This is a genomic window from Acidobacteriota bacterium, from assembly GCA_018001935.1.
Taxonomy (GTDB): domain Bacteria; phylum Acidobacteriota; class JAAYUB01; order JAAYUB01; family JAAYUB01; genus JAGNHB01.
Map to the genome: position 1 here is coordinate 192,147 of JAGNHB010000001.1, position 12,643 is coordinate 204,789.

The 12,643-nt window shown below is 66.2% G+C and carries 11 protein-coding genes; 3 read left to right on the plus strand and 8 right to left on the minus strand.

What is annotated here, in order from left to right; translation table 11 throughout:
* Window positions 1–91: 91 nt before the first annotated feature.
* From KA419_00750 to KA419_00785, 8 genes are all read right to left on the minus strand, one after another.
* Window positions 92–688, minus strand: coding sequence for a pyridoxamine 5'-phosphate oxidase family protein (locus tag KA419_00750; protein ID MBP7864448.1), 597 nt, complete (start codon window positions 686–688; stop codon window positions 92–94).
* Window positions 685–2,469: an ABC transporter ATP-binding protein gene (locus KA419_00755; protein MBP7864449.1), complete on the minus strand. Its 1,785-nt coding sequence runs from the start codon at window positions 2,467–2,469 to the stop codon at window positions 685–687. The genes KA419_00750 and KA419_00755 overlap by 4 nt, the downstream gene beginning before the upstream one ends.
* A 262-nt stretch (window positions 2,470–2,731) precedes the next feature.
* Window positions 2,732–3,967 (minus strand): pyridoxal phosphate-dependent aminotransferase, encoded by a 1,236-nt coding sequence (locus tag KA419_00760; GenBank protein MBP7864450.1) that lies wholly within the window; start codon window positions 3,965–3,967, stop codon window positions 2,732–2,734.
* Between the two features lie 145 nt (window positions 3,968–4,112).
* Window positions 4,113–4,829, minus strand: coding sequence for a hypothetical protein (locus tag KA419_00765; protein ID MBP7864451.1), 717 nt, complete (start codon window positions 4,827–4,829; stop codon window positions 4,113–4,115).
* A 38-nt stretch (window positions 4,830–4,867) separates the two neighbouring features.
* Window positions 4,868–5,920, minus strand: a complete 1,053-nt coding sequence (locus KA419_00770; GenBank protein MBP7864452.1) for a VWA domain-containing protein — start codon at window positions 5,918–5,920, stop codon at window positions 4,868–4,870.
* Between the two features lie 527 nt (window positions 5,921–6,447).
* Window positions 6,448–7,014 (minus strand): rubrerythrin family protein, encoded by a 567-nt coding sequence (locus KA419_00775; protein MBP7864453.1) that lies wholly within the window; start codon window positions 7,012–7,014, stop codon window positions 6,448–6,450.
* A 122-nt stretch (window positions 7,015–7,136) separates the two neighbouring features.
* Window positions 7,137–7,670, minus strand: a complete 534-nt coding sequence (locus KA419_00780; GenBank protein ID MBP7864454.1) for a hypothetical protein — start codon at window positions 7,668–7,670, stop codon at window positions 7,137–7,139.
* Window positions 7,671–7,739: 69 nt separating this feature from the next.
* Window positions 7,740–9,668 (minus strand): peptidylprolyl isomerase, encoded by a 1,929-nt coding sequence (locus tag KA419_00785; GenBank protein ID MBP7864455.1) that lies wholly within the window; start codon window positions 9,666–9,668, stop codon window positions 7,740–7,742.
* Between the two features lie 131 nt (window positions 9,669–9,799).
* Here KA419_00785 and KA419_00790 point away from each other — a divergent pair, with 131 nt between their 5' ends.
* The 3 genes from KA419_00790 to KA419_00800 all read left to right on the plus strand — a co-directional run bounded on the left by KA419_00790 (window position 9,800) and on the right by KA419_00800 (window position 12,539).
* Complete coding sequence (locus KA419_00790) at window positions 9,800–10,561, plus strand: hypothetical protein (protein ID MBP7864456.1); 762 nt, start codon at window positions 9,800–9,802, stop codon at window positions 10,559–10,561.
* The gene (gene purH / locus KA419_00795; GenBank protein MBP7864457.1) at window positions 10,558–12,132 is read left to right on the plus strand and encodes a bifunctional phosphoribosylaminoimidazolecarboxamide formyltransferase/IMP cyclohydrolase; all 1,575 of its coding nucleotides are present in this window, start codon (window positions 10,558–10,560) and stop codon (window positions 12,130–12,132) included. Before KA419_00790 ends, purH begins: the two co-directional genes overlap by 4 nt.
* A 161-nt stretch (window positions 12,133–12,293) precedes the next feature.
* Window positions 12,294–12,539 carry a DUF1737 domain-containing protein gene (locus tag KA419_00800; protein ID MBP7864458.1) on the plus strand — a complete coding sequence of 82 codons (246 nt, stop codon included), beginning with the start codon at window positions 12,294–12,296 and terminating at the stop codon, window positions 12,537–12,539.
* Window positions 12,540–12,643 lie beyond the last annotated feature (104 nt).

The following is a 12,643-nucleotide window of genomic DNA, read 5'->3' on the forward strand; positions in this document are numbered from 1 at the left end:
CGCGACACGGTTTTCCCCCGCCGCGTGTTCGTACGCGTCGTCCCGACGCGGATTTCCCCACACACGGAAGCACGTCAAAACGGTTTTACGGTTATTTCTTGGCGTCTTGGCGTCTTTGCGAGAGACCCTTCACTTCGATTTCTTTCCGTTTAAACCGGCCGCTCGAGGTCTCGCTGCCGCACTCCGACAGGGTGCCGTCGGGGGCGGGGCGGAACTCGCGGCGGGCGGCGCTCCCGAAGCCTTCCCGGTTGTCGGTGAAGACCACGCGGCCGGCCTCGAAGCGGTAGAGGTGGACGTCCCGCCCGGCCCGTCGCCGGAAGGCGCGGATGTCGGGGTCCTTGAGGAAGGCTTTCGCGAAGGGGAACTTCAGGAGAAAGCGCGCCACCGCCCCGAACCACTCCCGCCCGGGGCCGACCCGGGTCACGGCGCCTTCCATCTGGGCCCCGCGGATCTCCCGCCAGTCGGCCCCGCCGCCGGCCGAGACGGACGCGGCGCACCGGGCCCCGCCCGGCAGGGCCTCCGTGACGTGCCGGGAGGCTTCGCCGGAGAAAAAATAGAAGCGGTTTCGCCGGTGGACGTAGTAGACCGCGGCGCACCAGGGCCCGCGTTCCGAGGCCGTGGCGAGGGTGAGGACCTCCCGGGAAGCCAGGAAGCGGTCGAGGGTCTCGGCGGGGCAGGGGGCGTTCATTGCCCGGCGAACTGGATCTGGTGGAGCTTACGGTAAACCTCGCCGTAAGCCAGCAGCTCGTCGTGGGTCCCCGACTCCACGATCCGGCCGCCGTCCAGCACCAGGATGCGGTCGGCGTTGCGGACGGTGGAGAGCCGGTGGGCGATGACGAAGGTGGTCCGGTTGCGGATGAGGTTGGACAGGGCCCGCTGCACCAGGGCCTCGGACTCGCTGTCCAGGGAGGAGGTGGCCTCGTCCAGGATGAGGAGGGGGGCGTCCCGGAGGATGGCCCGGGCGATGGCCAGCCGCTGGCGCTCGCCGCCGGAGAGCCGGGCGCCCCGTTCGCCGATGACGGTGTCGTAGCCGTCCGGCAGGCGCAGGATGAACTCATGGGCCAGTGCCGCTTCAGCCGCCGCGACGACCTGCCCCTCGGAGCACTCCCCGGCGCCGTAGCGGATGTTGTTGCGGACCGTGTCGTTGAAGAGGAAGGTCTCCTGGGTCACCACGGCGATCCGCGAGCGGAGGGAGGCGAGGTTCACCTCCCGGATGTCGTGACCGTCGACGAGGATCGCCCCTTCCGTCACGTCGTAAAAGCGCGGGATCAGGTTCACCAGCGTGCTCTTGCCGGCGCCGGAACTGCCCACCAGCGCCACCACCTCGCCCCGTTTCACCTTCAGGTCGATCTCCCGCAGGACCCGGTCGCCGTCGCCGTAGCGGAAGGAGACGCCGCGGAACTCCACCCCCTCGCGGACCGGCGGCAGGTCGGGCGCGCCGGGGGCGGAGACGATCTCCTCCCGCGTGTCCATGACCTCGAGGATCCGGTCCACGGAGGCGGCGGTCTGCTGGAACTCCAGGTGCATGCGGGAGAGGCGGCGGATGGGGTCGTACATCCGGATCAGGGAGGTGAGGAACACGGCGAAGAGACCCGTGGTCATGGCCCCGGAGCGGATGTTGAAGTAGGCGTAGACCAGGAAGGGGATGAAGATGAGCCCGCCGATCATCTCCATGATGGCGGGGTTCGCCGAGATGATCCGCCCCACCCGGAGGTTGAACCGGAGCAGCTCGAGGGTGGCCTTCCGGAAGCGGTTGACCTCGTAATTCTCCATCCCGAAGGCCTGCACCACCCGGTACCCGGAGTAGTCCTCCTGCATGATGGAACTCATGCGCCCCAGCAGTTCCTGGGAGTGCCAGCTCAGCTTCTTCATGCGCTTCCCGATCCGGTTGATGAGCAGGGAGAGGACCGGGATGATGATCAGGGAGAGGGTGGAGAGGAGGGGGTCGATGTAGAAGATCAGGAACATGAAGGCGACGAGGGTGAGCATCTGCCGGACGAAGTCCGCCAGGGTCCGGGACATGACGTCCTGGACCCGGTCCACGTCGTTGACGACCCGGCTGATGAGCATGCCGGTCTCCCGTTTGCCGAAGAAGGCCGCCGACTGGGACATGATGTGTCCGAAAAGGTCGTTGCGCACGGCCTGGACAATGCGCTGCCCGGTGTAGACGGTGAAGTAGTTGGCGAAGTAGATGCAGACGCACTTGATGAGGGTGAGTGCCAGGAGGGCCGCGGCGATCTTGAGGAAGATGTCGGGCCCGCTGAGGCCGAAGAAGTTGTACAGGAAGGCGTACTTCTTCGCCACCTCGGCGGGGACGAGGGAGGTCCCCAGCACGTCGTCGAAGATGGGCTTGAGAAGGAGCATGATGACCCCCTCCACCGCCCCGACGATGGCCAGGAGGACCATGGAGACGACCACCCGGTGGACGTAGGGGCGCATGTAGGGGAACATGCGTCGGAGGGGTTTCATCTAAGGCTCCTGATCCGGAAATAAGCGATATGAACCACGAACCACACGAACCACACGAAAAGGTTTCGGACGCGAGAGCCAAATCTCATCCAGGAAGACAACGGATCAGCTCACAAGGTACGCGTCGACTTCCCCTCAATCGTCGATCCCGCAGGGATCAACGGTGAGTCGCCATGCGCGCCGCGCCCATGGAAAACCGACGCAGGAAGCGGGGCACGGCCCCGAAGGGTGATGCCCCTGTCGAATGGGTGAAAAACACCGATTACCCGCGCAGGCCGGCCGGGTCCCAGTCCCGGACGAAGCGGTGCCCGCCGATCTCGGTCTCCGGGGGGGCGTCGGGGTCGACGGCCCACCGGATCCGGGCCACGCCCTCCACCACGTCGCGGGCGGAACCGCAGTAGCTCAGGCGGATGAACCCCTCCAGCCCGAACTCCTTCCCGGGGACGGTGACGACCTTGACCTTGTCCAGGAGGAACTCGCCCAGCTTCATGGAGTCGGGACAAACGGCCCGGAAATCGGGGAAACAGTAGAAGGTCCCCCCCGGCGGGGTGACGTTGATGCCGGGGATCTTGCGCAGTTCACGGACGATGATGTCCCGGTTGGCCTCGAGGTCGGTGCGCAATGCCGTCACGCAGTCCTGGGAACCGGTGAGGGCGCCGAGGGCGGCGGTCTGCGAGAGCGCCGACGGGCAGGAGGTGGTCTGGGACTGGACGTTGTCCATGATCTTGACGAGGGCCTTCGGCGCCACGGTCCAGCCGATCCGGAAACCCGTCATGGCGTAGAGCTTGGAGACGCCGTTGACGACGATGATGCGCCCGTCCTCGACCCCCTGCCGGGCGTAACGCCACGCCGGGACGAAGGCGGCCCCGTCGAAGATGAGCTGGTGGTAGATGTCGTCCATGATCAGGTAGACGCCCTTGCGTTCGCACAGGTCCACCAGCGCCTCGATGAATTCCGGCGGGTGGACGGCCCCGGACGGGTTGTTGGGGCTGTTGAGGAGGATGGCCTTGGTGGCGCCCGTCACGGCGTTCTCCACGTCAGCGGCGTCGGGGTAGAACCGGCCCTCCGTCGGCGGGACGATGACGGGGTTGGCGTAGACCATGCGGACCATCTCGGGGTAGCTCACCCAGTAAGGGGCGAGGATGATCACCTCGTCGCCGGGGTTGACCAGCGTGGTCAGCGCGTTGGAGAGCGCCTGCTTGGCGCCGCCGGAGATCAGGACGTTGGCGGGCTCCACCTTCCGCCCGTACCACCGTTCGGTGTAGCCCACGACGGCCCGCTTGAGCTCGGGCGTGCCGCCGGAGGCGGTGTACCGGACCTCGCCGGTGGCCAGGTGCTCGGTGGCGGCCCGGACGGCGTCGGGAGGGACCTTGCTCTTGGGTTCCCCCGCGCCGAGGTGGATGATCGGTTCCCCTTTGTCCTTGAGTTGCTTCGCCCTGGCGTTCAGCTTGAGGGTGGGGGATTCCGCCAGGGCGGAGGCCATGCGACTGATGCTCATCGAGTTGCTCCTCGCGAAGAATTCGGCCACGGACCGTGCCGTGGCCGGGAACATGCAGAGAAGGATGTTACCTCCGACGCGGAGGCGAGTCAAGGCCGGGGTTGCCCGGCTTCGACCCGGGCAAGCCCACCCCGGCCCCGGGACCTCAGTACTCCGTCTTCCCGTCGAAGACCATGTCCTTGATCTTGAACGTGGCGTCCACGGAAATCACCTGGTCCTTGATCCGGAAATAGCCGGTCTGGAAGCGAAGGGTCTTGGTGTTCTCGTCGATCAGGGGGGTGCCGTCCTCCAGGGTCCGCGGGAAGGAGAACTTGGCGCCGGTGCCGTCCTTGGTGGGGGGGCGGTAGTCCTGGATGTAGACCCGTTTCCCCGCGTCCGTGACGATGAAGGTCGAGGGCTTGAGCTCGGCCACGGAGACGGACCGGACCAGGGCGTCCAGGTCCCGGAGGGCGCTGACGCCCTTCGGCTTCGAGTCGTAGGTCCAGGAGACGATGATCTCCTCGTTGATGTCGCTGGTGGCGAAATCCTTGTATTTTTCCAGGGCCGCCTTGTCGCCCTTGGCGCGGAGGGCCACGTAGGCCTGCCGCACCGGCCGCGCCGTGAAGAGGCGGGAGGTGATCAGGATGACCCACTCCCGCTCCGAGCCCATGGTCGCGTCATCGGCCTCGTTGGCGATGTTCCGCATGGCGGTGGTGTCTCCCCACGAGAAGACGGAGACCCAGGGGGACTTGTCCAGGAGCCGGGTGGCGTCCTTGACGCTCCACTCGGTGTAGGGCTTGGTCTGCCAGGCTTCCGCGGCGAGGGCGGCCGTTCCGAAAGCCAGAACCAGGCCGAGGATGAGGATCGTTTTGGGCCGTTTCATATGTTCCTCCACAAATCAGGGTTCGGGCGTCGAGCGCGTCAGTCCTGTCGGGCGCTCTCGAGGGTGTACTCGCGGGGCACCGCGACTTTCAGCTTGTCGGGCTCGCCGTCCCGGTCGATGTCGAAAAAGGCTTCCAGGGTCACCTTGCGTTTGCGCTTCACGTCCTCGGGGTCCGGGGGGGCGTACGCCACGAGGTAACGGTGGCGGAGCCGCAGCAGGATGTCCTTGACGGCCCCCGGGAACGCCGTGATGGTGGGCGGGTAGTACACCGAGCCGTTGGTCACCTCGGCGATCCGGCGGAGGCGGTAGTCGGCCTGGAAAATCATGGCGTGGGCGCTCTCGCTGAGGTTCGGGTCCCGGGCATTCCACTCGTGGCGCCCCATGGACACGGCGAAGATGGGGGTCCCGGCCAGTTGGGCCCGCTTGGTGAAGCGGTCGAGCCCGGCCGGGGAGGACGTGAGCCCCGTGGCGAGCAGGACGATGGCCCGTTTCCCCTCCACTTCCGCCATGCGGTCCAGCACGAAGTCGAGCCCCCGGAAGAGGTCGACGCCGGGGAAGGTGGTGAACTGGAGTCGGGCGACCTTGTACTCGGCCAGGTTGTGATCCAGGGTGAAGTCCTGCTCGATCTGGGGGAAGCTGCCGAAGGTGACGAGCGCCACGTGGTCGTCGGGGCGCAGGCTCTGCACGAGGAAGGACGCCATGGCGCGGACGTCCTCGAGGATGGAGTAGGTGGAGCGGCTATACTCCACCAGCAGCACCACCGACACGGGGGCGTCGTTGGGTTCGAAGACCGACAGATCCTGCTCGGCCCCGTTCTCCGTCAGCTTGAAGTGCTCCTTTTTCAGCCCCGTGACCAGGCCGCCCTTCCGGTCGGTGACGTTGACGTCGAAGGAGACCAGGACGGAGCGGGTGGTCACGGCCGAAGACGACTTGACGGGGGGGGCGTCGTCTTTACCCTTCTTCGGGGGGGGGCCGGCCAAGCCAAAGGCCATGACCATCGCGGCGAAAAGCGCAACGGCGGCGAACCGGATCCGGGGCGGCTTTCGCCGTGCCGTTCTGCCGGTGAGCCCGGGGGTTCGAAGATGTTGCATCGCAGCCTCGTCCTGACGGGGTGGGATGCACGGTGGCCGGGCCGCCCGTGCTGCCGTATCCGGATGTCCCCCGGTCCGCCCGGTTCCGGATCGAAGAAACCCATGATATTCGGAAACGGGGAGATTTGCCAGCATCAATCCGTTCATGCCGGCCGCTTTCTTGCGGGCCTGCACAGCCGTGGCGGGCGACGCCCGGCACAAAATGACCGACCTTCCCGTTCCGCCCGGTTCCGCGAGCCGGTGGATACGCGCTCCCCCTCTTGCGAATGGGACGGAGGCACGGTTGTAAATCCGCCCCAGCTATTCTGTATGGACGTCGGTGTGCCCGCAGGGGTTCACGGGGGAGGGAATCCCTGTGCACCGGCGTCGGGAGATCCGCGGCCGCAGTGGCGGGTTCCCGGTCGGGTCCACGGCCGCGAACCGTTGCACCCCGGGGAAGAAAAGGCCCGCGGGTCAGGCGGGCCAGGCAGGCGTCCCCGATTGGCGGGTCGATCGGGATCCGGGGCTCGGTTCGTCACGGTTTCGGGTTAGAACTCCGCAAGCTCGAAATAGGCCTTGGGGTGATTGCAGGCCGGGCAGAAATCGGGGGCCTCCGGCCCTTCGTGGATGTATCCGCACTTCCGGCAGTACCAGGCCGAGGGTTCGTCCTTCCGGAAGATCTTCCCCTGCCGCAGGTCGTCGGCCAGGGCGCGGTAGCGCTTCTCGTGGAATTTCTCGGCGACCCGGATGGCGTCGAAGGCCTTGGCGACGTTGGCGAAGCCTTCCTCCCGGGCCACGTCGGCGAACTCGGGGTAGAGGGCCGTGTGCTCCTCGTGCTCGCCCGCGGCGGCGGCCTCGAGGTTCTCCAGGGTCGAGCCCACGACGCCGGCGGGGAAAGCCGCGGTGATCTCCGCCATGCCGCCGGTGAGGAAAGAGAAGAACTTCTTGGCGTGGACGCGCTCCTGCTCGGCCGTGAGTTCGAAGATGGCGGCGATGCGCTCGTAGCCTTCCTTCTTGGCCTTGTCGGCGAAGAAGTTGTAACGGTTGCGCGCCTGGGACTCCCCGGCGAACGCCTTCATCAGGTTGACTTCGGTACGGCTGCCTTTAAGGTCCATGGATACCTCCTGTAGGTGGGGGGATAAAGAAAGGTCAGGGGAAAGGATACAGGAGACAGGAGACAAGAGTCAGAATGGCGTTTTCTCACTTCGCCTGTCTCCTGCCCCCTGAATTCTTCCCCTCAATGCTTGTACCGGAACCCGTGAATCTCCGTCTGCACCACGGCCCGAGTCCACTCGGGAGGGTAAGGCGAGAGGGTCACGGAAAAGTTGCGAACCTCCGAGGGCAGGACCGGGCGTTCCGGTTTCACCGGGGTCCGGAGGAACCGGCGAATCGGTTTGCCGTCCAAGTCGGTGAGGGTGATCTCGATCTCCACGACGTCCAGGGTCTGGGCCCCCTGGTTCCTGAGCCGTCCGGAGACCAGGGCCACTTTCTGCCCCAGCAGGTTCTCCGACACCATGCCCTGGGCGCTGAGGATAAAGAGGTGCTTGAGGTAGATGTCGTAGTCGGGGTTTCCCTTCCGGATGACGCCGGCGTACTCGGTGTACCCCTGCCTGAAGGCGGCGGGGGACTCCCCCGGCGCGATCTTCGGCCACAGGATCAGCAGGGCGATCACGACGCACAGGATGAGAACGGCGACGGCCACGATGGGGATCATTCGTTTCCCCCGGCTGCCGCTCGAGGGCTTTTCGCCGCTGAAAATCGCGCCTTCCATGTCCCTGCCTCCGGTGACCGCGCTCCCCCCGGCGGGCCGGGCCGCGGGCCCGGCCCCGGGGGGAGGGTGTTATTCCTGCTGCTCGCCGCTCATCATCTCCACGAGCTTCTCGTTGATCTTGATCCGGCCGTCCTTCTTGTACTCCTTGTAGATGTTCTGCATGATGGCGCTGTAGATCTCGAGCTTCTTGCCGTAGAGGAGCCGGGTGCGGAGGCTCTCCTTCTCCGCGGGCAGCTTCGTCATGTCGGGCTGGACCCGCTCGAGCACCTGGTAGCCGATCTCGCGGTACTGGTACTTGACCGGGCCGCCGAAGTCCCCGGGCTTGAGGCGGAAGGCCTCGACCTTGAGTTCCTTGCACTCGGCCAGTTCGCGGTCGATCTGCCCCGAGCGGCTGAACAGTTCGGTGGTGGTCACCGTCAGCTTGCGGTCGCCGGCCACCTTCTCGAAGTCGTTGCCGGCGGCCTTGACGTCGGCGAGGAACTGCCGGACGGCGGCGGCGGCCAGCTTGTGGCTCTCCTCGTCGCGGACCGCCTCGGTGATGGTGTTCTTCACCATGTCCATCGGCATGATGTGCTCGGGGATGATGCTGGTCAGCCGGGCCACGAGGTAGCCGTTGTGCGCGCGGGCCAGGGTCCCCAGTTCGTTCACCTTCAACTTGAACATCTCCTCCAGGAAACCCTCGGGGTTCCCGAGAGTGTAGTCCATGTGCTCCTTGTTGAAGGGCTTGGACGTCCGCACCTCGGCGCCGAACTCCTTGGCCACAGCCTCCATGGCCGCCCCGCCGCGGATCTTCTCCATGGCCCGAAGGGCCGGCTTGTGGAGTTGCTCGAAGGCCTTCTCCCGGGCGATGTCCTGGCGGGCCTGGATGTTGTAGTACTTGCTGTCGTCCGACTCGAGCATCTTGATGATGTGCCAGCCGAAGTTGGTCTTCACCAGGCCGGAAATCTCCCCGTTCTTGAGGGCGAAGGCCGCGTCGGAGAACTCCTTCACCATGGTCTCGCGGGTGAAGTAGTTGAGGTCGCCCCCCATCTTGCCCGAACCCTCGTCCTGGGAGTGCTCCATGGCCAGGGCGGCGAAGTCGGCCCCGGGCGCCTTGGCCTTGGCCAGGACCTCGTCGGCCTTCTTCCGGGCGGCTTCCTTGTCGGCGTCGGAGGCCTTGTCGTCGATCTTGATCAGGATGTGGGCGGCGTGAACGCGGGGCGCGTACTTGTCGCGGTTGGCCTTCACCCGATCCGAGACCTCCTTGTCCGTGATGGCCATCTGAAGAGGGGCGGCGGCCTTGATGGCGTCGAAGAACAGGTACTGGACCGTGCGGGTCTCGCCGATCTTGTACTTGTCCTTGTTGGCCTCGTAGTACTTCCGGACCTGGTCGTCGGTAACCACCGCCTGCTTGTAGTAGTCCGTGTTCCGGAACATCACGTAGCGGATCTTGGCCTTGTCGTTCTCGTTGACGAACTCCTCGCGGACCTCCTCGTCGGAGACCGCGGCTGGCGCGCTCACGAAGTCCCGGTACTTGGTCGAGACGAGGAGGCGCCGCACGTGGTCCTCGAACTGCTCCGGCACGATCCCGTAGTTGTTGAGGGTCTTCTGGTAGTTGTCGAAGTTGAACTGGCCCTTGTCGTCGGAGAAGCGCTTCCCGATGAAGGTCCGGATCTCGTCGTCGGTGACCGACAGGCCCAGGCGGGCGGCCTCGTCCTGCTCGACCTGCTCGAGGATGATGCGCCGAAGCATGTCGTTGATGAACATCTTGTTCCGGCGGATGTTGGGCATCTTCTGCAGGTTCGGCTGCTCGATCATCCGGATGTTGACGGCCACACGGTACTCGTCCAGGGTGACTTCCTTGCTGCCGATCTTGACGAGGTACCGGAGTTCTTCGCCCTCGCCCGCCCCGGAGGGGGAGGGAACGAAGAAGATCAGCATGCTGACGGCGAGGCCGGCGATGACGATCCAGAGCACCCACTTGAACTTGTCTCGTTTTTTCCTGATGAAGTTAAGCATTCGTCCTCCATACGACGTGGGAAAAGGTCTTACAAAAGTCGGGCATTATAGCAAAGCTCGTGTCGATTTGGAACCGGTTTTTGCTAAAATGTGGGGCAATGTCGACGCCCCCCGGGGGCCAGGAGGATTTCATGCCCCGTGTCCTGTTACGTTCCCTCACCTTTGCGGTGCTCCTTGCCGCACTCCTTCCGGAGCTGTTCGCCACGGCCCCGACCGCCCCGGGCCCCGGGCCCCGCTACCCCCAGGAGTTCGTGCTCAAGCCGCTGAAGCTGCTCCCCGCGTCCCTGCGGGCCGTGATGACCCTGCAGCAGGCCGCCATCCTGGACAGTTACCGAAGCGTGCCGGACCCCGGCCCCGAGGCGGTTGGGGGCGCCCTGGCCGCGGAGGTCGAGGCCGCGCTCCGGACCCTCACCGCCGAGAAGCCTTCCATGGACGACCTGGCGAAGCGCTTCGGCCGGATCGCCGGCCTGACCGCCCGGTTCGCCGACGTGAGCCGTTTCGGGGAGGGCCTCGAGGCCGGGTGGTTCGCCGATTTCGCCCGGTACCGGAACAGCTGCCTCCACAAGTACGTGGCGGTGTTCTACGACCACTCCCCCCTTCTCTTCGTCGACGGGGACGTCGGGGCCTACCTGGAGGAAACCCGCGCACGGTGCGAAAAATACGCCCGCATGGTGGCCGGGATCTACCGGGAGGGCGGGGACTCCTCCACGTTCGACGACCTGTCGCCGGCATTCGGGATCTCCGCCCTTCACTACAGCCACACCATCACCGACGTGGCGAACCTGTGGCTGTACTGCTGGTGGAAGTCCGGGGGCGACATGACCAACACCCCCTACTACACCCCGCCGCCAGCGCCGGCGACCGGGAAGACCGAGGAGGAGGACCTGGAATGAACCGGATACGCACTGCCCTGATCAGCCTGTCGGACAAGCGCGGGCTCCCCGACCTGGCCCGCGGGCTTCACGCCCTGGGGGTCGACCTGGTCTCGACGGGGGGTACGGCCGCGGAGATCCGGCGGGCCGACGTCCCCGTCCGCGAGGTGTCCGAGCTGACGGGCTTCCCTGAAATCCTGGACGGCCGGGTGAAAACCCTTCACCCGAACATCCACGGCGGGATCCTGGCGCGGCGGGACCGCCCCGAGGACCTGTGGCTCCTCGACCGGATGGGGATCGCCCCCATCGACCTGGTGGCGGTCAACCTCTACCCCTTCCGGGAGACCGTGGAGGAGGGCGCCGGGGTCGAAGCGGTCATCGAGCAGGTGGACATCGGGGGGCCCTGCCTCCTGCGGGCCTCCGCCAAGAACTTCCGCCACGTGACCGTGGTGGTGGATCCCGCGGACTACCCCCGGGTGCTGGCCGAGATCGAGACCGGCGGGGGGACGACCCTGCAGACCCGCCTGGAGCTGGCGCGGAAAGCCTTCGCCCACACCTCGGCGTACGACGCCCACATCGTGGAATACTACGCGCGCCTGGACTGCTGCGACGAGAAGGTCGCCGCCCGGGCCGCGGAGGAGGGCCTGCCCGACTGCCTCCACCTGGTGCTCCAGAAGTACCAGGACCTCCGGTACGGGGAGAACCCTCACCAGCGCGGGGCCCTCTACGTGGACGAACTGGAGGCCTGGCACCGCTGGTCCCTTCCCGAGCAGCTCCACGGCAAGGAACTCTCCTACAACAACCTGCTGGACCTGGACGCGGCCGTCGGGCTGGTGGGGGATTTCACGGGGTGCGCCTGCACCGTGGTCAAGCACGGGAACCCCTGCGGGGCCGCCCTGGGCCGGGACCCCGGCGACGCCTTCCTGCGGGCGCTCCGGACGGACCCGGATTCCGCCTTCGGTTCCATCGTCGCGTTCAACCGGCCCGTGGACGAGGCCTGCGCCGCCGAGATCGCCCGGATCTTCGTGGAGGTGGCGGCGGCCCCCGCCTTCACCGACGGGGCCCGGGAGATCCTGTGCCGGCGGAAGAACCTCCGGGTGCTTCTCTGCGCCGACGCCGGGTCCCCGCGGCCGGCCGGGCTGCGGGTGCGGACCCTCGCCTTCGGGGCCCTGGTCCAGGAGGAGGACGTGGTTGTGCCCGCACCGGAGGACCTCCGGACCGTCACCCGCAAGACCGTTCCGCCCGAGTTGCTGGACGACCTGCGCTTCGCCTGGACCTGCGCCAAGCACGTCCGGTCCAACGCGGTGGTCACGGCGCGGGACGGTCGGCTTCTCGGGGTCGGGGCCGGCCAGATGAGCCGGGTGGACTCGGCCCGGCTGTCGGTGAGCAAGTCGCGGGAGCCCCTCGCCGGCGCCGTCATGGCGTCCGACGCGTTCATCCCCTTCCGCGACACCGTGGACATCGCCGCCGACGCCGGCGTCGTCGCCGTCATCCAGACCGGCGGGTCCATCCGCGACGAGGAGGTCATCGCCGCGGCCGACGAACGCGGGATCGCCATGGTGTTCACCGGCATGCGGCATTTCCGGCATTGAACCTTGATGACCCCGCAATAGCCCGGATTGTGATCTCACGGAGGCACGGAGAAGAATCAGAAGGATTGTGGATTCTATTAAGTCAATTACCCTCGCCTTCAGGCGAGGGCAATTGACTTCGGGGCAATATAAATTCAATACCGGAAACGGAGGTACCAAACATGTCGAGATCCTACATCGTCATCCAGTCATCCGAGCAGTCGGATTTCGAGGCGCAGGCGGAGAATGCGATCCGGGCCGGGTACGTTCCCCAGGGCGGTGTTCACACCGTCTTTTTCCAGGGGCCGCCGGAACGCCCATACTGTTACATGTATTTCCAGGCCATGGTCTACGCGCCGTACCTGGATGCCCTGAAAAAGGCCCGGAAGGACCAGGAGAAGCAGGCCCGGAAAGGCCAGGCGCGCTGAGCGGGGCGAGCCCGTCACCCCGACCCGCCAGGCGCGGGCTGTCGATCTTCCATGAGAAGTTAACGCTCCCCTGGGCGGTGGTAAATAAAGAAGGGGGCTCCGAA

Excerpts from the sequence above, each read along its gene's own strand:
- KA419_00785 (MBP7864455.1), bottom strand. The coding sequence starts at position 9,668 with ATGCTTAACTTCATCAGGAAAAAACGAGACAAGTTCAAGTGGGTGCTC.
- KA419_00780 (MBP7864454.1), bottom strand. The coding sequence starts at position 7,670 with ATGGAAGGCGCGATTTTCAGCGGCGAAAAGCCCTCGAGCGGCAGCCGG.
- KA419_00790 (MBP7864456.1), top strand. The coding sequence starts at position 9,800 with ATGCCCCGTGTCCTGTTACGTTCCCTCACCTTTGCGGTGCTCCTTGCC.
- KA419_00775 (MBP7864453.1), bottom strand. The coding sequence starts at position 7,014 with ATGGACCTTAAAGGCAGCCGTACCGAAGTCAACCTGATGAAGGCGTTC.
- KA419_00755 (MBP7864449.1), bottom strand. The coding sequence starts at position 2,469 with ATGAAACCCCTCCGACGCATGTTCCCCTACATGCGCCCCTACGTCCAC.
- KA419_00800 (MBP7864458.1), top strand. The coding sequence starts at position 12,294 with ATGTCGAGATCCTACATCGTCATCCAGTCATCCGAGCAGTCGGATTTC.
- KA419_00760 (MBP7864450.1), bottom strand. The coding sequence starts at position 3,967 with ATGAGCATCAGTCGCATGGCCTCCGCCCTGGCGGAATCCCCCACCCTC.
- purH (MBP7864457.1), top strand. The coding sequence starts at position 10,558 with ATGAACCGGATACGCACTGCCCTGATCAGCCTGTCGGACAAGCGCGGG.
- KA419_00765 (MBP7864451.1), bottom strand. The coding sequence starts at position 4,829 with ATGAAACGGCCCAAAACGATCCTCATCCTCGGCCTGGTTCTGGCTTTC.
- KA419_00750 (MBP7864448.1), bottom strand. The coding sequence starts at position 688 with ATGAACGCCCCCTGCCCCGCCGAGACCCTCGACCGCTTCCTGGCTTCC.
- KA419_00770 (MBP7864452.1), bottom strand. The coding sequence starts at position 5,920 with ATGCAACATCTTCGAACCCCCGGGCTCACCGGCAGAACGGCACGGCGA.